Origin of the sequence: Pseudomonas sp. WS 5532 (assembly GCF_012985445.1) — a bacterium.
Taxonomy (GTDB): Bacteria; Pseudomonadota; Gammaproteobacteria; order Pseudomonadales; family Pseudomonadaceae; genus Aquipseudomonas; species Aquipseudomonas edaphica.
In genome coordinates this window covers 24365-44888 of the sequence record NZ_JAAQWK010000018.1, presented here as the reverse complement: position 1 = coordinate 44888, position 20524 = coordinate 24365, and the positions used below count along the sequence as shown (strand labels likewise).

The window sequence follows — 20524 nt, the reverse complement described above, 5'->3', positions numbered from 1 at the left end:
TCTATTCCTTGTCCGTGGCGTGTGGGGTGACGGGAGGGTTGGCAAATTTGAACAGGTACGAGAAGTCAGACTTGAACGGGCTCTTCACCGGCGTGGCCATGGAATGGCAATTCATGCAGCTGCTGTTGGGCTGGATATAACTCTCCATGGTCACGTTGGCCGACAGCGCCGGTGTCGGCTGGCCCAGTGGGTTGCTCGGGTTGTTGGGCATCAGCGGGCGCTGGGTGGTGATCAGCTGGTAGTACTTCAAGACGCTGCGTTGCAGGCCGGGGTTGGCTTGGTAATTGGCATTCACCCAGCCTGTGGCGTCGGCAATCGGCGTTACGCGGTTAAGCGGGTTCGGCGTCTTGAACGTGGTGCCGGGCTTGGGCACACAGACCAGTTGCGTGCCCTGGGTCTGCCAGTTGCACGGCGACTGGTTGAGCGTGGCGGCCGGGGCCAACGGGGTGTAGTAGGAATACGCCGTACCGGACACCGGCTGATCGACCCACTGGCCATTGACCTTGGCCTTGGGCGGCACGTTTTCGATCTGCTCGAAGGTCGACCAGATCCACTGCGGGTAGCCATTGACCTTGGTAATGATATGCAGGCCCACCAGCCCCAGATACGCCTCGGTCACCCCGGTGCGTTGGCCCTGGCTGTTGAAGGTGGCCACGCGCGCAATCTGCGTCAGGTAATGGCTGGCATTGTCCCTGGGTGTGAGGATGCGCCAGCTCGATTTGATTTCGATCACCCCATTGGGGAAGCTGATGTTATTGGCTTTGGACACCACATTCGCGTTGTAGAAGCGGTTGCCGACAATGTAGTTATAGGACGCCTGGTTGGCCGAGATATCGTAGTAGGTCGGGTTGCCCGCCTGGTCGATCAGCCAGCCACCGACCGCCTGGTCGATGGAGTTGACCAGCGAACTGTTCTTCAACGCAGCGATATTAATGATGCCCAGGCTGCGGGCCGTCAGCGGGCTGTTCCACGGCCCAGGGTTGGCGGCGCCCGGCAGGAAGATCTCACTGACGGTCTTGTAGGTCTGCCACACGGTGTAGCCAGAATCCCCAGGCTGTTTGTTGCAGTTGGGCGTGCCACGCTGCCCGTCCTGGGCCGGCCAGTTCAGGGCGACGAACATCTGCCAGCTGTATTGATCGAACTGGTCCTGCGGCGCATTGGCGGCGGGGGCGCTGGTGGGTGGCTGGCAGTTGAGCTGCGTGGCCAGCGTCGACGGCTGCGGTGCTTCGCGCGCCAGGGCCGGCAGGCTGACCAGCCCCAGCAGCATCACACTCAGTAGTGTTTTCATGATGATCTTCCTCAAGGCTTACGCTGCATCAACTGGTTCCATTGCGCCTTATGGCCGTTGCTCTGGGAGGCCGGCGGCTCGAACAGCTGGCAAGGCGGCGGGTTGGACGGGCACATCGCAGCCACTTGGTCCCAGGTCTGCCTGGGGTCGGGTTTGGCGATACGGAAGTTGGTGTAGTTCTGGCTCACGATCGGCGCATTGGCCACGCTGGTGTCCCCGGAAAAGAAGAACGACTGCGGCGAACGGTAGGGTGGTGAGCCTGTCTGGCGCTTGTTGAAGGCATAACCAAACAGGATCGGCCCCGACGGTGATTGCAGGTCCAGGGCATAGGCCTGCACGCTGGCGTTGAGGTTTTTGCTGCGCTCGGCGCTGTAGGGCAGGTGCTCGATAAAGTCCTGGCGCGGTGGGTGGTTCATCGGCGAAAACATGCAGCAGGCCGGCATGTCTTTCGGGCGGTCCTGCGGGTAAGTCAAAAAGTACGCCTTGTTGCCCAGGGACACGAACGAGCAGGTGTAGTTGTTGTTCTTGATCGGGAAGATCGGCAGGCAGTACTTCTCGTAGTGCTCCATCATCGCGCCGAAGCCGTCGCCATCCGGCGGGATATACGTGGTGTCGTAGTAGCTCGTCCCGCGCGAGACCGTGTAGTCGGCAGGTGTGAGGGTCGAGGGTGGATTGCTATAGGGCGGCGGGTTTTTCGCGTAGTTGTTCATGACCCGGTACATCGTCCAGTCGCTGATCCATTGCGCCGGAAAAAACGGATCGGACGGCTCGCCTGGCGCGCGTTTGGCGATGCAGTTGCCGTTCTGCGCGTTGCACCCTTCGCTGTTGTGTACACCATTGGTAAAGTACACGGCGCCGCTGTCGTCGGCGGCAAACGCGGCGGGGCTGAGCAGCACAAACAGCAGCAACAGTCGGCTCAAAAGGCTGGTGTTCATAGGACACTCCTGTGGGGGGCCGGGCAGCCGTCAGGCCACCCGGCGCTCCTGCGTGTGGCTTAGTGGTAGTCGCTCATGCTCAATTGCACGGGCGGGTAGTTGCGTTTCACCAAGGCTTGCGCCCACAACTCCAGTACGGCTCGACGGCTTTGCGGCATGTCTCGCGTAATGGGCATCGCCAGGGTGCTTTCTTCCTGATAGGGCTTGCTGATCAACACAATCAGTTGGTCCACCGCGCCCTCAATGCGCGACAAGGAGTTGAGCGGCATGAACTTGCTCATGATCGGGTACAGGTAATAAAACGGCTGCAGGATGAAGGGGTAGATGAAGGTCTCCCAGATCAGCTGGCCGGCGTTTTCGCGTTGATAAATCAGGTTCCAGGCGTTGACGAAGTTCTGCTGCAACTGCGGTTCCAGCGGCAGCACCCGCAGCGGCGCGAGGAAGTCGGTGAAGGCCGTGGGCAGCGGGAAGCTGAACGGGATCGCCGGTGCCTGCTGACCTTCCTGCACAAAGAAACGCAAGGTCGGAAAACCCGGCGCCTGGGCGGTGACGGTCAGGTTGGCGATGCCGTTGGCGTCGGTCTGGATCTTCGCCAGGCTGTATTGCACCGTATTGTTGAGCGGGTCTTGCAAGGTGCCTTGCATGGCGATCGGGTTGGCGAACGTGAGCGTCGGGCTTAAGGCCACTGCCGCAGGTGTCGGTAAAAATTCCTGGTAGGTCACCGGCGTCATTTGATCGGCTGACACCGCCAGCCGCGTGGCCATCAATTGGCGACCGGTGCCCTCGGTTACGTGGCTGCGCAGCGTGGTTGCGCCTTGAAATTGCGGCCAATTGGCGCTGTTATTCGCCGGGTTGGCCGGGTCGTTGTTGAACAGCGTGAAGTTCGCCGCGTTGCTGAAGGCCAGGTAGTAGTCGGTGGTACACAGCATGTAGGCATTGCCGTATTCGGCCACCCACAACGTGGTGCCGGCAGGCGCGGGCAGGCCGTCGTATTGCACCATAACCTGCAGGGTTTTGGTGTCGCCCACGTCGATAAAGCTCGCGCTCTCGACGACTTCGGCGGTCCACATCTGCTGGGTCGCGGCGATCACGGGCGTGGTGCCGGGCTGTTGCAGTTCCAGGGTGCCGGTTTGCAGGAGTGCCTGGGCGTCCACGCCCAGCGGCAGGTCGAGGATGCCCGAGCGTTTGTCGAAGGCCGCCTGTTGATAATCGTCATAACCAAAACTGGCCAGCGGGCTGAATTGCGTGCCCTGGCGGATGCCGATCTGGTAATTGCCGGCCTGGAATTTGGCCGCGACCGGGATGTCGGCCGTCTTGTCGATCGGGTAGAACGGGAAGGCATTGCCCAGGTCCAGCGACAGGGTGTTGTCGTGGGCCTGCGCCGAGATCACCCCGAGCTGCGCCTGGGTGGCCGTGCCCGGCGAGGTCTTGTAGATGGGCACTGCACCGGCCGGTACCAGGCGCCGGCCGGCGGGGGCGGTGGGGAACTCATCGTCGAGCCACAGGCCCAGGGTGCCGACCGTGCGGCTATAGGCCGGGTTGAAGAAGATATCGCCGACGTTATCCAGCCCCTGTTGGTACATGGCCTGCACCTGGGCCTGGGCCGCCGCGCTGGAGGAGTGGGTGTCGATCGGCGGGTAGTTGTTGAGGATGCCGTTCTTGTCGTAGCACGTCAGGTAGGTCGAAAAACGGAACATCAAGCCCTTGGCATTTTGCTGCGCCATCTGGGTCTGCAGGTTTTGCAGCAAGGCGGAATTGCCGATCACCCATTCCAGGTTCTCTTTGGGGAAACAGGTTTGCCAGGTGGTGGTCACGTAGGCCAGGCCACCGAGGTTGGCCCAGTTGAAGTTGAGGAAACGGTCGAGCATGCGGAACTGGCGATTGAGCGTCAGGCCGCACTCGGCGTTGCCCAGCACCAGCTTGTCGAAGTACAGCGCGGTAAAAGTGTTCTGCCAGGGGCTCACGTCGACAAAGCGCGCCGGCGAGCTGGGGGCACCGCCGAAGGGGTTGCCGAGCAACTGGAAGCTCTGGTTGATCAGCGGGTCCTGGTCCACATAGCCACCGCCGGGTAACTCGCCGCCGGTGATCACCGACTGGGTCTGGTTGTAGCTCACGGTGCCGCAGGCATTGTCGCCGAACAGGTTCCACTCGCCAGGGATCATCGGCGTGGTCAACTGCCCGGCATTGCCTGGCACCTGCATCACGTAGTCGGGCACGCTGGCGGGCGGCAGCGGGGCGATGGTCCAGGGCAGCAAGGTGCTGGCGGCATTCAGTGGCGTGATGTCGAAGGCCTTCAAGAACGGCCAGTTCATCTGCATTTTTACCGCATCGTACAGCGGGTACATGTCGTTGTTGTTGGCCGTCGGCGGGTTCCAGAACATATGGCCGCCCAGGTAGATACGCGGGAAATTCAAGACGCTCATGTGAGGCTCCTTAACGTTGCCACTGGGCGCGTTTGAGCGACCAGACAAAGTCCAGTTTGTGGTAGCCGACAAAGTCGGAGGCGGGCAACGGCGCGGTGGGGTAGACGATGCCGCCGTCTTTGTTCAAGGCGAAATTGAAGTAGCCCTGCTTGGGCGAATAGGCCGCGGTGCCATGGCAGGCAAAGCATGAAGATTCACTTTGGAACGCCGATTCCAGCTGGGAGTTGGCCAGTAACGTTGGCGTGGTGTTGGATTGCACGCCGATCAGCTCGTACTGCGCCAACGCCGGGTATTGAGCCTGGAAGGTGGCGTTCACCGGCTGCGCCGCCGCTGTTGGCCCGGTGCTGTTGGTCATCGGCGCAGCGGGTGCGGCGTTGGTCACCGTGTACTGGCTGTTGTTACGGTTTTCGAAGGTGGTCCACACCCAATCGGGGTTCAGCTTGTTGATCACATGCAAGCCGCTCAGCGCCGCATAGCCAACCTGATACTGCTTGCCCTGCTGGTAGTAGGCCTGGGCAATGTAGTAACCCTGGCTGGCCAGTTGTTGCTGGTAGGCCGTGTCGTTACCGATCCACAGCCACGCGGCTTTCAGCTCCCAGGCGGTGGAGGGGAAGTTCAGGTCGCTGGTGAGTGCGGCCTGGCCGTTCACGTTGTAGACCTTCTGCTGCACGATGTACTCGAACGTGTCCTGGCCCATCAGCAGTTGGAAGCGCACCGGCTGGCCTTTCTCGGCTGCCGGCACCTGGCCGCCCATTTGCAGGATGAGCCCGTCCACCTGTTGCGTGGCGTTGAGGTTATGCAAGATTCGGTTGGGGTTCATGCCCATCGCCTGGGCCTGGCTCAGCACGGCGGCGGGTGGCGGCACGCTTTGGCCATACGGCAGCGGTTGGGCGCCGTTAGGCAGGTAGACCTGGTCCGACGGTTTGAGGGTTTCCCAGACCCGGTCAGGGCTTTGTGGGCCGGCAGGCTGGTTCAGGCAGGCAAACCAGTTCCAGGCGAGGGTCTCGGGGCCTTGGGTGAAGGCGGCCCGGGTGGCGTCGAGATTGCCTCCAAACTGCAGAAAGTTGCTGCAATCGAAGGGGGTGGTGTCCTGTGCCTGGGCCAATCCGGCCAGTGCGCTCAGGACCGTTATAGATAAGGCTCGCCGCATGAAAGCTCCTTGGCATTCGCCAGTTCGAGGTGAGGGCGCCCCAGGAAGTGCTCCAGGAGCAGTTGCTTGACTGCCGTCGCCGCCAGTTGCTGCGGCAACGCCAGGTCGCAATTGGTGATCAGCAGCGGGCCGGTCTGCGCACTGCTGGGCAGACGACCATGGCTGCCACGGACTAACCCTGTGTCCAGTGGGATCAGGTCCATGTAGTAGCGAAAACCGAGCTTTTTTTGCAGCAGGCGGCGCGCCACTTTGAGCTTGGGCAAGCGAATGGCCGGGTCGATAAACAACTCGACCGGGTCGTAGCCGGGCTTGCGGTGAATGTCCACGGTGCGCGCAAAATCCGGCGCTTTGCGTTCGTCCAGCCAGTAGTAGTAATCGAACCAGAACCCGGCGGCGGCCACGGCCACCAGCTCGCCGCTGCGTGGATGGTCGAGCTGCCAAACGCGTTGTTCGGCTTTGTCCAGCACCTGCTCGATGCCGGGCTGGCGCTGCAACAGGGCTTTGACGCGCGGGATGTCTTGCGCGTGCTTTACGTAGACATGCGCGACCTGATGGTCCGCCACCGCAAACGCCGCGCTGGCGCCGGGGTCGAGCAGTTCCCAGCTCAAGGATTGGCGCACCTGCAACAGGCCTTCGGCGCGCAGCACGCGGTTGATCGACACCGACTGCGCGACGGCTTCGATGCCGTACTCAGACAGCAGCATCACCGCCGCACCCTGGGCCTCGGCGAAGGCCAGCAAACGCCCGACTTCGTGGTCGATGGCGCGCACTTCATCAGCAATCGACGGGTGCTCAGGCCCCACGCGCTGCAAGCTGTAATCAAGGTGCGGCAGGTAGATCAATTGCAGGTGCGGCCGGCTGATCTGGAACTCGGCCATGGCGCAATCGACAATCCAGCGGCTCGACGCGATGCCCGCCGCCGGCCCCCAAAAACCATGGAACGGGAACTCGCCAATCTGCGCCTCGATCTGCTCATGCAAACCGGGCGGCGACGAATACAGGCCAAATTGCTTGCGCCCATCGGCCGGGTAATGCGGGCGCGGTGTGATGGAGGCGTCCACATCGGCGTACATGTTGTACCACCAGAACAACTGGCTGCAGCGAAAGCCCGGCATTTCACGCTTGAGGGTGTGCCAGACCTTTTCGCCCTGGATCAGCGCATTGGGTTGCAGCCAGAAACGCACTTCGGCCTGGTCGCGAAAGTACCAGCCATTGCCGACGATCCCATGCTGCGACGGCGGCGCGCCGGTGAGGATCGAGGCCTGCACCGTGGACGTCACGGCAGGGAACACCGGTTGCAGGCTGGCCATCTTGGCGGTCTTGAGCAGCGCGTTGATCTGCGGCGTCGCCTCGCCCAGCAGCGACGGCGTCAGCCCGACCACATTGATCAGCAGCAGCGGTTGCTCAGAGCGCATCGGCATACGCCTCCTGCATCAGGGTTTGCAGCAGGTTGCGCTGGCGCAATTGGCTCTCGACCCAACGCAGCTCGGCGGCGATGCCTTCCAGCTGCGCCTGTTGCGTGGTGGGCCGCAGTTGCGCGGGCAACACGCCCCAGCTGTAGGTTTCCACCTCCAGCACCGGGCGGAACTCCGTGTGGGCGGCCAGGTAGTCGAAGGTCTGGGCCAGGGCCGCCTGGCTGCCGCGCAGTTCGGGCAACAGCAAGTGTTCGCTGAACAGCGGGATATGGAAGTGAATGCGCAGTTCGTTGAACCCGGTGCAACCTTGCAATGCCGCCGGCAGATCGGCCCATGCCACGCGACGGCCCTGTGCATCGAGTGCCTTGACCTGGTGCAGGTAGGTGGCTTCGGCAAAGCTTGCGAGGGTGTCGAGCACGGCTTCGCGCCGAACGGCATCGTCGGGCGGCAAGTGGCAGATCATCGCATTGGACAGCTGGACCTTGCCCACCGGCACGCCGGCGGCACGCAGCCGTTCCAGGGATTGATAACAATCCTCGAACATCACCGCTTGGTGGCACACATCAAAACACAGCGCCAGGTAGGCATGGTTCGGGTCCATGGCCTGCCGGTGCTGGAAGAATGCGAGGGTCTGCTCGGTATTTTCCAGCACACAGTCGGGCTCCATCTCCAGGCAGAACACAATTTTCTTGCCGGTTTTGTGGTGCAGCGTGGCAAGTGCGGCTGTGAGTTGGCTGAGGTGTTCATCGGCGCGCAGTTGCCGCGCTTTGCTCCAGGTTGCGGCATAGCCCAGCGGCACCGTGGAAATTACCCCTTGGCGGCAATCGTCGGGCAGGGCGTGGGCAAGGATGCGCGCCAGGTCCAGGCTGTAAGCCAGCCGTTGCGGGTCGGCCCAACTGGGCAAATACACCTCGGCCTTCACCGCGCCCTGGTGGAAGTCGCCATAGGGAAAACCGTTCAGTGAGGTCAGGCGCACGCCGCTTTGCTTGAGTAACTGCACAAACTGCGTGCGCGCCGGGGCGTGCTGTAATTGCGCCGCCGCCTGGGCGCAGATCCACAGGCCGCTGTCTTGTTGGGCCAGCCCGCGCAAGGTGCGCACGCCCTGAAAATGCTCGGTGATGGAGGCGCGCAGCCCGGCCAGGTCGCGTGCCGGGTGTACATTGCTGCAATAGCCGATCTGGCTGGCCGCCCAGCCCTTGGCGGCGCTCATTTGACCACCGGGTCCTGGCCACGCAGGGCCGAGTTTTCTTGCCATTGCTTGCGTTGGTCGATGGGCAGCGGCGTGCTCACCAGGGCCTTGTCGAGTTGGCCGCTCTGGGCAAAAAAGTCCACCGGGTTATGGAACAGCACCTGTTCCACCTGGGCTGCACTGAACCCGGCCGCGAGCATCGCCTGGCCGGTCTTGGGCACCTTGAGCGGGTCGCTGATGCCCCAGTCCGCCGCGCTGTTGACCACCATTTTTTCGGTGCCGTATTCCTGCAGCAACGCGACCATGCGCTGCTCCGACATCTTGGTGTTGGGGTAGATCGAATGGCCGCGCCAGCACTCGCTGTCGAGCACCAGCGGCAAGGTCAGTTCGTTGAGGTGGTCGATGATCACCAGGTGTTCGGCAATCCCCACTTCGCGGATGACGGCGAGGGTGCGTTTGGTGCCGCCGATCTTGTCACGGTGCGGCGTGTGCACCAGCACCGGCAGGTTGAATTGCTTGGCCAGTTCCAGTTGCGCGGCGAGGAAGCGGTCCTCTTCGGGAGTGATGTCGTCGTAGCCGATTTCACCCACCGCCACCACGCCATCCTTGACCAGGTAACGCGGCAGAATCTCCAGCACTTCATTGGCAATCGACAGGTCATTGGCCTCCTTGGGGTTCAGGCCGATGGTGCAGAAGTGGTGGATGCCGAACATGCTCGCGCGAAAGCGTTCCCAACCCAGCAGCGTGTCGAAATAGTCGACGAAACTGCCCAGGCTGGTGCGCGCCTGGCCTTGCCAGAATGCCGGTTCAATCACCCCGGTGATGCCGGCGGCGGCCATGTTCTGGTAGTCGTCGGTGGTGCGGCTGACCATATGGATATGCGGATCGAAGTACTTGAGCATGGTGAATCCTCGTCAAGGGAAGGCGATGTGCATCAGTTCAGGTAGGCGTGCCATTCGGGCGGCAGGCGCAGGCCGCGCAAGCGCTGTAGTTGCGCCGGGCTGAGCAGGTCAAAGGCGATCGCTTTGGGTAAGCCTGGGGACACGGTGCGTGAGGCCGCGAGCTGTTCGTCGAGCAGGTCGAGGGCGAGCTGGTTGAGGGTCACGCTGTGGTGTTGCGCCAGGTTCACCAGGCGCCCGATGTCGAGGCCCATGCCGAGCGCCTTGAGCACCAGTTGGTGAAAGGCGCGTTCCGGGTAATGACGTGACGGGTAAGCGGTGTCGAGGGCGAGGGCAGCAAATACCTGGGGGTTACTGGTGCGCCCAGCCTGCAACGCCAGTTCCAGGCACATCCCGTCGCGGTCGAGCCAGTCGAGGGCGCTGAGCAGGGCGATTTTTTCCTGGTCATCGCCCCACAGGAACAGTTGGCGCAGCAGCGGCAGGTGATCGTCTGCCGGCGTGTGTTCCAGCGCCTTGGCCACCACCAGTGCCCGGGCTGGCGCGACAACGGCGGCAGGCAACTGGCGTTTGCACTGGCCGCACAGCAGCGCCGCCGTGGAAGCATGCGGTTGTTCTTCAAGCTTTGCATGTGCCTGCAACCACCAATGCAGCTGCGTGGCATCCAGCCGTTGGGTGAGGCTCAAGCGAAGGTCGGCGAGGTTATCCGGGCGCATGTTCATGTCGGCTTGATCCAACGCTGAAAGTGGGGAAGCAGGAAAAACACCAGCACACACACCAGGCTGCCCAATGGCTGATTGGCCACCGCCAGCACCAGTGCATCGAACAACGGCAGCGCGGCCAAACCTGCGCCGATAAACGCGCGCACCTGGCGCTGTTGCGGGTGGGCCAGGTGTTTCCAGTAATGCCAGCCCAACCAGCCCAGCCACAGCAGCAATACCGGCCAGAACCACAGGTTGTTGGAGTAGAGCGCCAGGGCCAGCGGGCTGAGCATCAACAGTAGCGGCAGGCGGCTGATCAGTTGGTTGCGGTGCTCCTGGCGGGCCAGGTAGGTCAGGCCGCTGATGTACACGCCAAGCAGAATCGCGCACAGCCAAATCGGCTCCGGCGGCACCGCCAGGCTGGCGGCGGCGGTGAGGTACAGCGCCGAGCGGCAGGCGCCCATCAGCCACACGCTGTGCGCATATTTTTTGTGCAGCAGGTTGTAGCCGAAGATGCAGCCCACCAGCAGCACCACGCCGCCGAGCAACCAATGCGGCGTGTCGATCAAGCGGCTCAGGCCCAGCACCGCCGCTGCCGCGAGTACCAGCAGCAAGGTTGTGGCCAGGCCGACTTGTTGACGGCTGGCAAGTCCCAGGGTAATGGGGCGCGGGTTGTGGTGTTGTTCGTCCCAGTCGGCATCCAGCAGGTCATTCAAGAACATGCCGGCCAGGTACAGCAGCGACAAGGTGGTCAACAGCAGCACCCACACCAGCGAGGAGGGCGGCGCCAAGGCCCCGGCACTGCTGGCGAGCAGGGCGGCGGCCAGGGTGTTGGTCCACACCGTCGGCAGGTTGGACACGCGGCCGAGGGTCATCCAGGTTTTCATCGGGCTCATCGCGCGTAGCCCTCGGTGGCCGCCAGTGCCGGGCTGCTGTGGGCCGCCAGCCGTTGCAGCGCCGTTTGCATTTTTGCGCTGTCGATTGCATGCAGGTCCACCGATTGGCCGATGCAGGTGAGCATGGGGATCGACAGTTGCCCGCCCAAGTGCTGGCGAAACTCCTCCAGGCCGAGCAACAGCGGTGAGCGGCCCTGGGCATCGGTCACACTCAATTCCGGCGGGCACAGGTTGAAGCCCAGCGTGTGCAGCAGGCTCATCACCCGCTCAGTTTCGGAATCGCTCAACAGGCCCAGTGCGTTCGCGTAAAGCCCATCCAGGGCCATGCCCACTGCGACGGCTTCACCATGGCGCAGCCGGTGGTGGCTAAGGTTTTCCAGTTTGTGCGCGGCCCAATGCCCATAATCCAGCGGGCGGCCGTTACCGCGCTCGAACGGGTCACCGGCGCCGGTGATATGCCCCAGGTGCAGCTCGGCGCAACGGCGAATCGCGTAGCGGCTGGCCGCGTGGTCGAAGTGGGCGAGGGCGCTGGCATTGGCTTCCATCCACTCGAAGAACGCGGCGTCCTTGATCAGCGCCACTTTCACTGCTTCGGCCAGCCCGGCGATCTGGTCGCGGCGGGTGAGGCTGGTGAGCAACTGGAAGTCGTTGATCACGGCGGTGGCGGGGTAGAACGCGCCGAGCAGGTTCTTCTGGCCAAAGGCATTGATGCCGTTTTTGACGCCGATACCGGCATCGTTCTGGGCCAGCACTGTGCTGGGGATGCGGATCAGCCGGATGCCCCGGTGGAAGGTCGCGCAGGCGTAACCCACCGCATCCAGCACCGCGCCGCCGCCCAGGGCGAGCACGTAGCAATGCCGGTCCAGGCCGTGTTGCAGCATGTCGCTGTAGAGCTGCTGCAACACCTCTGAGGTTTTACTCAATTCACCGGCCGGTACGGCGATGGGCGCGGCGAGCAACTGCAGATCGGCATGGGCCGCGAAGTAGGCGTCGATCTGGTCGCGCAACGCGGGGGCGCTGTGCAGCAGTTGCTCATCGGCGAACACCATCACCGTGACGGGTGCACTGTGCTGGGTGATGAGTTGGTGGTGCAGGCACGGGTTGAGTGGGTCGAACAGGTGGTCGGTGAAGATCACTGGGTAGTCGTAAGTCACCTCGAACCGCCCGCGCAAAGGCTGGTCGACTTTGGGCTTGCGCTTGAGCAAGCTGTAGATCGCCACAAACGCCAGCGGCAACACCATGCTGGCCAGCACCGTGACCAGCAATGAATTCTGCTCGATCAGGAAGGTGCCGATGGCCGTGTAGGCCAGCGCCAGGCCGGCATTGGCCAAAGTGGTGATCAGCAAAAAGGCCCGCAGCGGGTAGCGCTGCATCCCGGCGGCCACCACCGAGGTTTCCGCCAGCACCGGTACACCGCGCAGGCAAATCAACGACAGCGTGCCCAAGCGGTACGCCAACTGCCCGGGCGAGCGCTGATGCAAGCCAAGGCGGCCGGACAGCAAACGAAAATAACCGGCGCCCAACGCATACCCCAAGCCTGCACCCAGGCACAGACCGATAAAAATCACCAGGTAACCGCCAACGCTGCCGAGCATGGCCACCGCCAGCAACGCCACCATGCTCGACGGCACCGGCAGCACCACGTCCAGCGCGAGCAGGGCGACCAGCAGCAGGGCCAGGTTGAACGCCTGGGCAGGCGAGGACGGTTGGTACAGGTTGAGGTGAATCAGGAAGTCTTGGATCTGTTGTTCAAACAACAGAAAGCTGGCAATCACCAGCGCAGAAAAGCACACCAATGACAGCCAAAAATGTTCGGCTGGCGCCTTTTTCGAGCATGCACGATACCACCGGCTGCGCTTCATCAAAGCATCCCTTTTGAGTATTGAGACTTAAGTTCCGTGTCTGTGTTTGCGCCGTTTTTAGAACAATAAAACCCCTCACCTGGCTGGCAGGTTTTGTGCGTAATGGCTGATGGCTTTCACGGTATTCATGAACGTAGCCGGTTGTGGTTGTTTTGCAAGTTTGTGCGGGCGGGAGTTTGAAAAGGGCGCTTGAGTGGAGCAGGAGTGGCGATGATTATTCAATATTTACAATTAGTTGTATGGCTTTTTTGTCTGCGTCAAGAAGCTGTTGGTGAGGGGCTTTGAAAGTAACAAGTGGATTACATAACGGTGGGGTTTGTTTGGTTAATTATTGCGGCTGGCTATAACAAGTTTATGCGCGCGTAGTTGTCGAGAACTATTCCGTTTAGTGGGTGCGACGATGGTCAATTGTGGGAGCTGGCTTGCCTGCGATAGCGGTGTATAAGTTAGAAAATCAGGTACAGATATACCGCCATCGCAGCGATGCGGCGACCCGACAAGCCAGCTCCCACATTTTTGACCGTGTTTAAGCCATTGCTTTTGCAGGCTTCAGGCACTCGATAGAGCGATCCACCGTGGTGCGGGCCAGCTCGAGCAAATGCCACACCGCCAGAATCTTCGCCCGTACGGGGCTGGCGAGCATTTCACTGCAATTGAGCGTGGTGGCCGAAGCGCTGTCGAGCAGGCTGGCGGTGTAGAGCAGGGCGTCTTCAAAGCTCAGGTCTTCGATCACGCTGTGAACGCCGGGGGTGGGCAGGTAATGGTCGAGGGCGCGGTTGAAGGCGGCGCGGTCTTTGGCGCAATTGCGGGGTGGGTCGGGGACGACTTTTTTCATGGTGTAACTCCTATTGAACCAGAGAGCTATCACCAACGCTGCTAAACGAGGGTGGTAGCTGTACGCGGGTTAGCAGACCGGTCAATAGGAAAACCAGCGCACCCGAAGGTGCCCCACGCACAGCCACCATAAACGCAGCGGTGAACCGTGTACCTATTGAAGTCAGGCTGCTAAACCCGATCACTGATGAGCAGTGACGGATCGCAGACTAGCCATCGATTCCAACAGGCACAAGGCGGCAGGGATTGTCTAGGAAACGTCCTGCAATTAAAAGCGACGCGCCTTGCTGGCCCTTTACAAACCATGTCGAAAGGCCACTGACTGATCAGCCACACGGAGCAGCAGCCACACGATCCAATGTGGGAGCTGGCTTGCCTGCGATAGCGGTATATCTGCACCTAATTTTCTGTCTGATACACCGCTATCGCAGGCAAGCCAGCTCCCACATTTTTGACCGTGTTTAAGCCATTGCTTTTGCAGGTTTCAGGCACTCGATAGAGCGATCCACCGTGGTGCGGGCAAGCTCCAGCAAATGCCACACCGCCAGAATCTTCGCCCGTTCGGGGCTGGCGAGCATTTCACTGCCATTGAGTGTGGTGGCCGACCCTTATGAGGTGCTCTCTCGGTTGATCAGGCTATTCGCTAATTCGATATACCTATTTTGGGCCTCACGTTGTGACGTACCTTTTAGTTTGTTCCAAGCTTCCCATTTAGCTTTTCCTGCAAAATCAGTGAAGCCAGGCCTTGCAGAGTTATTGTCACCCTGTGTGGATTGTTTGTGTAACCCATACAGTTCAAGAAGTTCATCGTCGGCTGGTCGTTTTGATAACCGTGTGACCGCTTCCACTGCTGAGTCGAAATCTGCAATGCTCATGGTGCCTCCAAGGTATTAAACCGGGTTAGGTGTGCGCTACAAATAGTAAGTGCCAGGCATAAACAATACGCCTGGTATAATTCACAGTTATCAATACCTGTTGGCTATAAGCGCCACGCTTAATGGCGCTGATTTATTCGCACAACCTCGCCTCATCCCACAAACCGAAACCCACTCGACAGTTTCTCCTTCAGGTACCCCACCAACGCACTCACCGACTTCGGCACATGGGGCGAATACGGGCGGATCAAGTAAATCTCATCGGCAAACGCGCCCTTGAGTGTCCAGCCCTTGAGCACTTGCACCAACGTGCCGCTGGCCAGCGCCGCCTGTGCGCTGAAGTCCGGGAGCAGGGCGATGCCCAGGTGGTTGAGCGCCGAGTCGCGCAGGGCTTCGCTGTTGTTGGTGGAAAAACTGCCGGCGATGGGCACGGTGACGCGTTCGACTTTTTTGCCGCCGCGCTCGAATGTCCAGGCCGGCTGGTCGGCGCCGCGTGGGTAGTAGAGGCAGTTGTGGGCACTGAGGTCGTTGGGCTCGCGGGGTTCGCCGTGGCGCTGCAGGTAGTCCTGGGTGGCGACCAGCACCGAGCCGGTGTCGCACAACTTCCAGGCCACGTGGGTTTCTGGCACCTGGAAACCGTGGCGCACCGCCAGGTCGTAACCTTCGGCTGTCAGTGAACTCAGGGCATCCGACACGTCCAGTTGAATACGCACTTGCGGGTATTGCTGCAGGAATTCCGACAGATGCGGCACCAACTGCTGCCGGGCAAACGCCACCGGCGCGGTGAGGCGCACCAGCCCGCGAATCTCTCCGGCCGAGTCGCGCACCGACGAGAAACTGCGGGCGATATGTTCGTAGGCGCTGCGCACTTCGCGGGTCAACGACAGCCCCGCATCGGTAAGCCGCACACTGCGCGTGGTGCGGGTGACCAGGCGGGTGCCGGTGGCCTTTTCCAGGTCCGAGATGCGCTGGCTGACGGCCGACTTGCTCACCCCCAGACGCGCTGCGGCGGCGGTGTAGGTGCCTTGCTCTTCGAGCACCGACAACCAGTGAATATGGGTCCACAGCCCTTCGATCTCGGATTTTTCCATGGTTCTATTGTTCGCTCACAAGGACAATAAGTTCAGGATTCTGCTCTGGTTTGGAACAAACTGAAAGCCTATCGTGTGCCTCAACGCTACCCACCTGGGATCACCTGCCATGACCAGTACGATCGAGCACTACATCAACGACCAACGCGTGAGCCGCGATGATCGCTATCAGGACGTCTACAACCCAGCCACCGGCGAAATCACCGGCCGCGTGGCGCTGGCCAGCCGCCAGACCGTCGGTGAAGCCGTCGCCGCTGCCCAGGCCGCGTTTGCCAGTTGGGCCGACACGCCGCCGATCCGCCGCGCTCGCGTTTTGTTCGAGTACCTGCACCTGCTGCGTGAACGCAAGGACGACCTGGCGCGCATCATCGTCGCCGAGCACGGCAAAGTCTTTACCGATGCCCAGGGTGAAGTTGACCGTGGCATCGATATTCTGGAATTCGCCTGCGGCATTCCCAACCTGCTCAAGGGCGAGCATTCCGACCAGGTTTCCCGTGGTATGGACAACTGGACGATGCGCCAGCCGCTGGGCGTGGTTGCCGGCGTCACGCCGTTCAACTTCCCGGTGATGGTGCCGATGTGGATGTACCCGATCGCCATTGCGGCCGGCAACACCTTTATCCTCAAGCCAAGCCCGACCGACCCGAGCGCCTCGCTGTTCATGGCCGAACTGCTGCGTGAAGCCGGCCTGCCCAAAGGCGTGTTCAACGTGGTGCAGGGCGACAAGGAATCGGTGGATGCACTGCTCGAACACCCGGACGTCAAGGCCATGAGCTTTGTCGGCTCCACGCCGATTGCGCAATACATCTACGAAACCGGCGCGCGCAACGGCAAGCGCGTACAAGGCCTGGGCGGCGCGAAAAACCACATGGTGGTGATGCCCGACGCCGACATCGAAAAAACCGTGGATGCGCTGATGGGCGCCGCCTACGGCAGTGCCGGCGAGCGCTGCATGGCGATTTCCGTCGCCGTGTTGGTAGGCGATGTGGGTGACAAAGTCATCGCTTGCTTGACCGAGCGTGCCAAGCAATTGCGCATCACCGACGGCCGCGATTTGAAGGCTGAAATGGGCCCGATCGTGTCCCGCGCCGCATTGGAACGCATCAGCGGCTACATCGAACAAGGCGTGCAAGCCGGCGCGCAATTGCTGCTCGACGGGCGTGATTACGTGCCAACCGAGGCAGGCTTGGAAAACGGCTTCTGGCTCGGTGCGACCTTGTTCGACCACGTTACCCAAGACATGAGCATCTACCGCGAAGAAATCTTCGGCCCGGTGCTGGCCTGCGTGCGCGTGAATGACTTTGCCGAGGCGATCAAGCTGGTCAACGACCACGAGTTCGGCAACGGCGTCAGCTGCTTCACCCGCGACGGCAACATCGCCCGCGAATTCGCCCGGCGCATCGAAGTGGGCATGGTCGGCATCAACGTGCCGATTCCGGTGCCGATGGCCTGGCACGGCTTTGGTGGCTGGAAGAAGAGTCTGTTTGGCGACATGCATGCCTACGGCACGGAAGGTGTGCGTTTTTACACCAAGCAGAAGTCGATCATGCAGCGCTGGTCGGAGAGCATTGAGCAGGGCGCTGAGTTTGCGATGCCGGTGTCCAAGTAACTTAAATACACCGCAGTTCACATGTGGGAGCTGGCTTGCCTGCGATAGCGATATCAGCACCAGATGTTCTGGCTGATACACCGCCATCGCTGGCAAGCCAGCTCCCACATTTTTTTACCGCATTTAAGCCATAGCCTTGGCGGGCTTCAGGCACTCAATGGAGCGATCCACCGTAGTCCTCGCCAGCTCGAGCAAATGCCATACCGCCAGAATCTTCGCCCGTTCGGGGCTGGCGAGCATTTCACTGCAATTGAGCGTGGTGGCCGAAGCGCTGTCGAGCAGGGCATCTTCGAAGCTCAGGTCTTCGATAACACTGTGAACGCCGGGGGTGGGTAGGTAATGGTCGATGGCGCGGTTGAAGGCGGCGCGGTCTTTGGCGGAATTGTCAGGTGGGTCGGGGACAATTTTTTCATCGTTTAGTACCTGTCTGATCAAGGAACCGACACGTCTTGCTGGCCCTTTACAAAGCATGACGACAGGCCACCCACCGAGCGTTCAACAGTCAAGTGCACCGATAGCCTGTCCTGTTCAACTTCCACGCTGTGCGGTGCAAAAACAGCAGGTAACAAACGTGACTTCTATCGAAGGAACTCGTTCATTCTTCGGTACGACTCATCTGATTGCTGGTGTGGAAATAATGCCAAAGGGGCAAAAGTACACCCGGGACTGGCTCCCAACTTCATATGATTTGAACAGAGAGTGATAGTTGTTTAATTCACGTTCATGCTCAATGTTTTGGGGGGGTAAATATTCTGAAAGGAGTATCCTGATATGAGTTTAAATATGTTTCCACTTATACAATCTGCGATAACGGTTGCTCTTGAACCAGAGGCCGGTACGCAGGGCTCTGGTAATGTTCAAACAGTTGGTTTCACAGCAGGCGGCATTGGTATCTCTCTCAGTTTTAAGCCAGAAACGACCGCTGCTCCCCTGTCACAAGATATTTTTAACAAGTCGCTCATTTATGGTGCAACCCACGTTACTGCGCCCACTGCGCCCACTGCGGCCTATAAGCTACCTGAGCGTATGCGGCGAATCGATGCCTATGCTGATCGTGTCGTTGCGGCGATCAACAATATAGAAAATGGCAGCGATGGCGAACGCAACGTCAAATTCCAGCAGCCTCGCCAATTTCTCGAACCGGCGGGCTACTTCAGTGGTGGGTTGCTGGCCGCAGGCTATGACCCTCATGAAAAAATCAACGTAACGTTCACCTCGTCAGTAAGGGAGCTTAACGGGGCCTCCCATGTGACCAATCAAAATATACGTACCTACTTTGCGTGGGAAATTGCCGCCGGTGCGCTTGCGCACGATAAAGTCGAGCGAGGCGGCACGGTCAACGTCCAATCTATGCATATTGAGCCCCAGGACAGAAGCAAGGTCGCGGATCTGGAGTCGATGGGCAACAAACTTCAGCGTCATTGGGAGCTTGAGATATCCCAGCCCATGCGCGACACGACGGGAGCATTGGCGCAGCGTTCAGGCAAAGCTGACGCCTATGCCGTACGGGGCACCTTGCAAAGCCTGGCCAATGACAAGGAAGGTTTCGAGCAGTTAAGCGAAGCCGCTCAAACGGCCGTGGGGCGCACGTTACGCAGGAACGGGCAGGTCATTGTGCCGAATATTTATGGCTACCCATTGGCAGGGTATGCCTTTGTTCCATTCTTAGAGTTTAAAGGCAATGTGGAAAGCAGACCCCATAAGGGTGTGATGATCGATTTGAAGAATGGCGGGGTCACCGAAATATGGGACGATCGGGACTTTGCCGGTTGGGCTAAAAAAAACCGTAATCATTTGCTGCGCAGTTTCAATGCCGGCGACAGGCAAGGCACCCAAGATGCGCATTGGCCCAAGGCGGGCGATGTGCTGGATAATTTAATTGCAGGCAACCATGCCACCTACCCTGGCTATCGAAGCCTCGTTAAAGATGAGGCTGTGCCCGTGTGGGAGACATTTAATTACACCGAGTCGCGCGACAGCGGATATCGGTTGAAATACGGCAACCTGGATACCGGTATTGCCGCTCACTACCAGGAGGTGAATGCTAAAAACGCGGTGTGGTCCGACCAAACTCAAGTGTTTGGTTCCTCGCAGCAAAACTGGAAGGCCGCAAAAGACCTTTGGGGCAATACCTTCGGTTATCTGCCTGGTGTCGGTAACGCGGGCAATATCGTCTTTGGTATCCATGACTCCATCTATGGCAAGACGTCATCCGATCGCCTTGGCGGCACTGCCGCAGCGGTGATTTCAAGCTTACAACTGGCGCACGAGGTTGCGCTGAGTGAGGGACTGCGTGGGGTAGCCAACGTCTCTGAGGTCTCAGCGCCCGGCAAAAATTACACATGGAGTCCGGACTCTTCGGAAAGCGACTTGGAACTGATGCGAACCCCCAGCGCTTCGCAAAATACCGCTGAAGTAGTTGTTGAATCACCGCCGACAGTAAACCCAACTACTGACGCACCTGCAACCTTTGCGCAGATGCGCGAAATTGAGTTTAGAGGGCAAAAGTACTTTGTCGCTGACACGCCTGATGGTGGGGATGGCGTGCATTATTTGTTGCGTAATCCAGACCCGGTTGATCCATCGAAGTGGGTGAGCAGTGGCATTATCGCGAAGCCCGATGAGGCGGGCGTTTGGCAACTCAGGAGCGTTGTGGGTGGTGGCGTCGAGTCAGCGTTCATTCCATTGGAATATGCCCAGGCAAGTGAAGCGCTGGACGCTGTTATTACTGAGCAAAGCAACGCAGCAGCACCCGTTACCCAAGCACAACGCCAAACCTTTGCAGACACACTGACGAAGCTCATTAGCGAAAGTAACGCAGAAGATTATGACGAGGTGGGGGAATATATAGATAAGGATAGCAATGCTATCAATGAATCGTTGCGAACGGGTGAACGCACCGTTGAGCTGGATATGTTCCTTGAAGAATTCGATGAGTTAAACAGTTTCGAAGGCAAAGCCTATCGTTCTGCTTTCGTCACGCCAGAGGGCGCTGAAAAGATCAAGAATGGCGTAGGTCAGGTGTTTAAAGACTCGGGTGTACAGTCTGCTTCGGCGACCGTCCGTAATGCCACTGAATGGGAAAGTTGGGCCACGGAGGAAGCAGAGGAACGCGGTAACGCCACTCAACAGGTTGTGTATGTGTTTGATGAGTCGCTACCCAAAAAGAACTTATCCACCAGCTTTTTGCCTGACCATGTCGCCGTAGCACCAGGTGAGCCTATGCAAGTCCTGGCTGTCCAAGAGGCGGACAATAAGTTATTTGTCTACCTGTCCAAGCCCTCGAAGGTTCCCGAGTATACGTATAGCCTTTTTGACGGGAGCAGCATTGCTTGAACGCTAACAGCGCAGTAGCCACGC

General features: G+C 60.0%; 16 protein-coding genes. 2 read left to right on the top strand and 14 right to left on the bottom strand.

Features of this window, described 5'->3' with window-relative positions; all coding sequences use genetic code 11:
• Window position 1 precedes the first annotated feature (1 nt).
• The 13 genes from HBO23_RS25325 to HBO23_RS25265 all read right to left on the bottom strand — a co-directional run bounded on the left by HBO23_RS25325 (window position 2) and on the right by HBO23_RS25265 (window position 15555).
• Window positions 2-1288 (bottom strand): hypothetical protein, encoded by a 1287-nt coding sequence (locus tag HBO23_RS25325; RefSeq protein ID WP_017136545.1) that lies wholly within the window; start codon window positions 1286-1288, stop codon window positions 2-4.
• A gap of 11 nt (window positions 1289-1299) precedes the next feature.
• Complete coding sequence (locus HBO23_RS25320) at window positions 1300-2223, bottom strand: hypothetical protein (protein ID WP_170040190.1); 924 nt, start codon at window positions 2221-2223, stop codon at window positions 1300-1302.
• 59 nt (window positions 2224-2282) lie between these two features.
• Window positions 2283-4646 (bottom strand): hypothetical protein, encoded by a 2364-nt coding sequence (locus tag HBO23_RS25315; RefSeq protein ID WP_099547922.1) that lies wholly within the window; start codon window positions 4644-4646, stop codon window positions 2283-2285.
• A 10-nt stretch (window positions 4647-4656) separates the two neighbouring features.
• A complete protein-coding gene (locus HBO23_RS25310) occupies window positions 4657-5796 on the bottom strand; it encodes a hypothetical protein (protein WP_170040188.1) in 1140 nt (379 codons plus the stop codon).
• The gene (locus tag HBO23_RS25305) at window positions 5775-7211 is read right to left on the bottom strand and encodes a nucleotide pyrophosphatase/phosphodiesterase family protein (RefSeq protein ID WP_170040235.1); all 1437 of its coding nucleotides are present in this window, start codon (window positions 7209-7211) and stop codon (window positions 5775-5777) included. Before HBO23_RS25305 ends, HBO23_RS25310 begins: the two co-directional genes overlap by 22 nt.
• Window positions 7201-8421, bottom strand: coding sequence for a metabolite traffic protein EboE (gene eboE / locus HBO23_RS25300; RefSeq protein ID WP_017136540.1), 1221 nt, complete (start codon window positions 8419-8421; stop codon window positions 7201-7203). The genes HBO23_RS25305 and eboE overlap by 11 nt, the downstream gene beginning before the upstream one ends.
• Window positions 8418-9302 (bottom strand): TatD family hydrolase, encoded by an 885-nt coding sequence (locus tag HBO23_RS25295; RefSeq protein ID WP_170040186.1) that lies wholly within the window; start codon window positions 9300-9302, stop codon window positions 8418-8420. The genes eboE and HBO23_RS25295 overlap by 4 nt, the downstream gene beginning before the upstream one ends.
• A gap of 32 nt (window positions 9303-9334) precedes the next feature.
• On the bottom strand, window positions 9335-10018 hold the full coding sequence (locus tag HBO23_RS25290; protein WP_170040184.1) for an EboA domain-containing protein: 684 nt from the start codon (window positions 10016-10018) through the stop codon (window positions 9335-9337).
• Window positions 10015-10884 (bottom strand): UbiA family prenyltransferase, encoded by an 870-nt coding sequence (locus tag HBO23_RS25285; protein WP_169988391.1) that lies wholly within the window; start codon window positions 10882-10884, stop codon window positions 10015-10017. The genes HBO23_RS25290 and HBO23_RS25285 overlap by 4 nt, the downstream gene beginning before the upstream one ends.
• 5 nt (window positions 10885-10889) lie before the next feature.
• Complete coding sequence (locus tag HBO23_RS25280) at window positions 10890-12755, bottom strand: 3-dehydroquinate synthase (protein ID WP_170040182.1); 1866 nt, start codon at window positions 12753-12755, stop codon at window positions 10890-10892.
• Between the two features lie 526 nt (window positions 12756-13281).
• Window positions 13282-13590 carry a hypothetical protein gene (locus HBO23_RS25275; protein ID WP_170040180.1) on the bottom strand — a complete coding sequence of 103 codons (309 nt, stop codon included), beginning with the start codon at window positions 13588-13590 and terminating at the stop codon, window positions 13282-13284.
• Between the two features lie 607 nt (window positions 13591-14197).
• A complete protein-coding gene (locus HBO23_RS25270; RefSeq protein WP_170040178.1) occupies window positions 14198-14464 on the bottom strand; it encodes an acyl-CoA-binding protein in 267 nt (88 codons plus the stop codon).
• A gap of 152 nt (window positions 14465-14616) precedes the next feature.
• Window positions 14617-15555, bottom strand: coding sequence for a LysR family transcriptional regulator (locus HBO23_RS25265; protein ID WP_170040176.1), 939 nt, complete (start codon window positions 15553-15555; stop codon window positions 14617-14619).
• 109 nt (window positions 15556-15664) lie between these two features.
• Here HBO23_RS25265 and HBO23_RS25260 point away from each other — a divergent pair, with 109 nt between their 5' ends.
• Entirely contained in the window at window positions 15665-17164 is a 1500-nt protein-coding gene (locus HBO23_RS25260; protein WP_169988316.1) for a CoA-acylating methylmalonate-semialdehyde dehydrogenase, read from the top strand.
• Window positions 17165-17287: 123 nt separating this feature from the next.
• Here the strand turns inward: HBO23_RS25260 and HBO23_RS25255 are convergent, their stop codons facing one another.
• Window positions 17288-17599, bottom strand: coding sequence for a hypothetical protein (locus HBO23_RS25255; protein ID WP_186354781.1), 312 nt, complete (start codon window positions 17597-17599; stop codon window positions 17288-17290).
• Window positions 17600-17935: 336 nt separating this feature from the next.
• Between HBO23_RS25255 and HBO23_RS25250 the strand changes: the two genes are divergently transcribed.
• Entirely contained in the window at window positions 17936-20500 is a 2565-nt protein-coding gene (locus tag HBO23_RS25250; RefSeq protein ID WP_170040174.1) for a hypothetical protein, read from the top strand.
• The last annotated feature ends 24 nt before the right edge of the window (window positions 20501-20524 follow it).

Bases quoted from the DNA above. Each gene is read 5' to 3' on its own strand.
- HBO23_RS25310 (WP_170040188.1), bottom strand. From the start codon at position 5,796: ATGCGGCGAGCCTTATCTATAACGGTCCTGAGCGCACTGGCCGGATTG.
- HBO23_RS25265 (WP_170040176.1), bottom strand. From the start codon at position 15,555: ATGGAAAAATCCGAGATCGAAGGGCTGTGGACCCATATTCACTGGTTG.
- HBO23_RS25285 (WP_169988391.1), bottom strand. From the start codon at position 10,884: ATGAAAACCTGGATGACCCTCGGCCGCGTGTCCAACCTGCCGACGGTG.
- HBO23_RS25280 (WP_170040182.1), bottom strand. From the start codon at position 12,755: ATGAAGCGCAGCCGGTGGTATCGTGCATGCTCGAAAAAGGCGCCAGCC.
- HBO23_RS25290 (WP_170040184.1), bottom strand. From the start codon at position 10,018: ATGAACATGCGCCCGGATAACCTCGCCGACCTTCGCTTGAGCCTCACC.
- HBO23_RS25315 (WP_099547922.1), bottom strand. From the start codon at position 4,646: ATGAGCGTCTTGAATTTCCCGCGTATCTACCTGGGCGGCCATATGTTC.
- HBO23_RS25320 (WP_170040190.1), bottom strand. From the start codon at position 2,223: ATGAACACCAGCCTTTTGAGCCGACTGTTGCTGCTGTTTGTGCTGCTC.
- HBO23_RS25295 (WP_170040186.1), bottom strand. From the start codon at position 9,302: ATGCTCAAGTACTTCGATCCGCATATCCATATGGTCAGCCGCACCACC.
- eboE (WP_017136540.1), bottom strand. From the start codon at position 8,421: ATGAGCGCCGCCAAGGGCTGGGCGGCCAGCCAGATCGGCTATTGCAGC.
- HBO23_RS25260 (WP_169988316.1), top strand. From the start codon at position 15,665: ATGACCAGTACGATCGAGCACTACATCAACGACCAACGCGTGAGCCGC.
- HBO23_RS25275 (WP_170040180.1), bottom strand. From the start codon at position 13,590: ATGAAAAAAGTCGTCCCCGACCCACCCCGCAATTGCGCCAAAGACCGC.
- HBO23_RS25250 (WP_170040174.1), top strand. From the start codon at position 17,936: ATGAGTTTAAATATGTTTCCACTTATACAATCTGCGATAACGGTTGCT.
- HBO23_RS25270 (WP_170040178.1), bottom strand. From the start codon at position 14,464: ATGAGCATTGCAGATTTCGACTCAGCAGTGGAAGCGGTCACACGGTTA.
- HBO23_RS25325 (WP_017136545.1), bottom strand. From the start codon at position 1,288: ATGAAAACACTACTGAGTGTGATGCTGCTGGGGCTGGTCAGCCTGCCG.
- HBO23_RS25305 (WP_170040235.1), bottom strand. From the start codon at position 7,211: ATGCGCTCTGAGCAACCGCTGCTGCTGATCAATGTGGTCGGGCTGACG.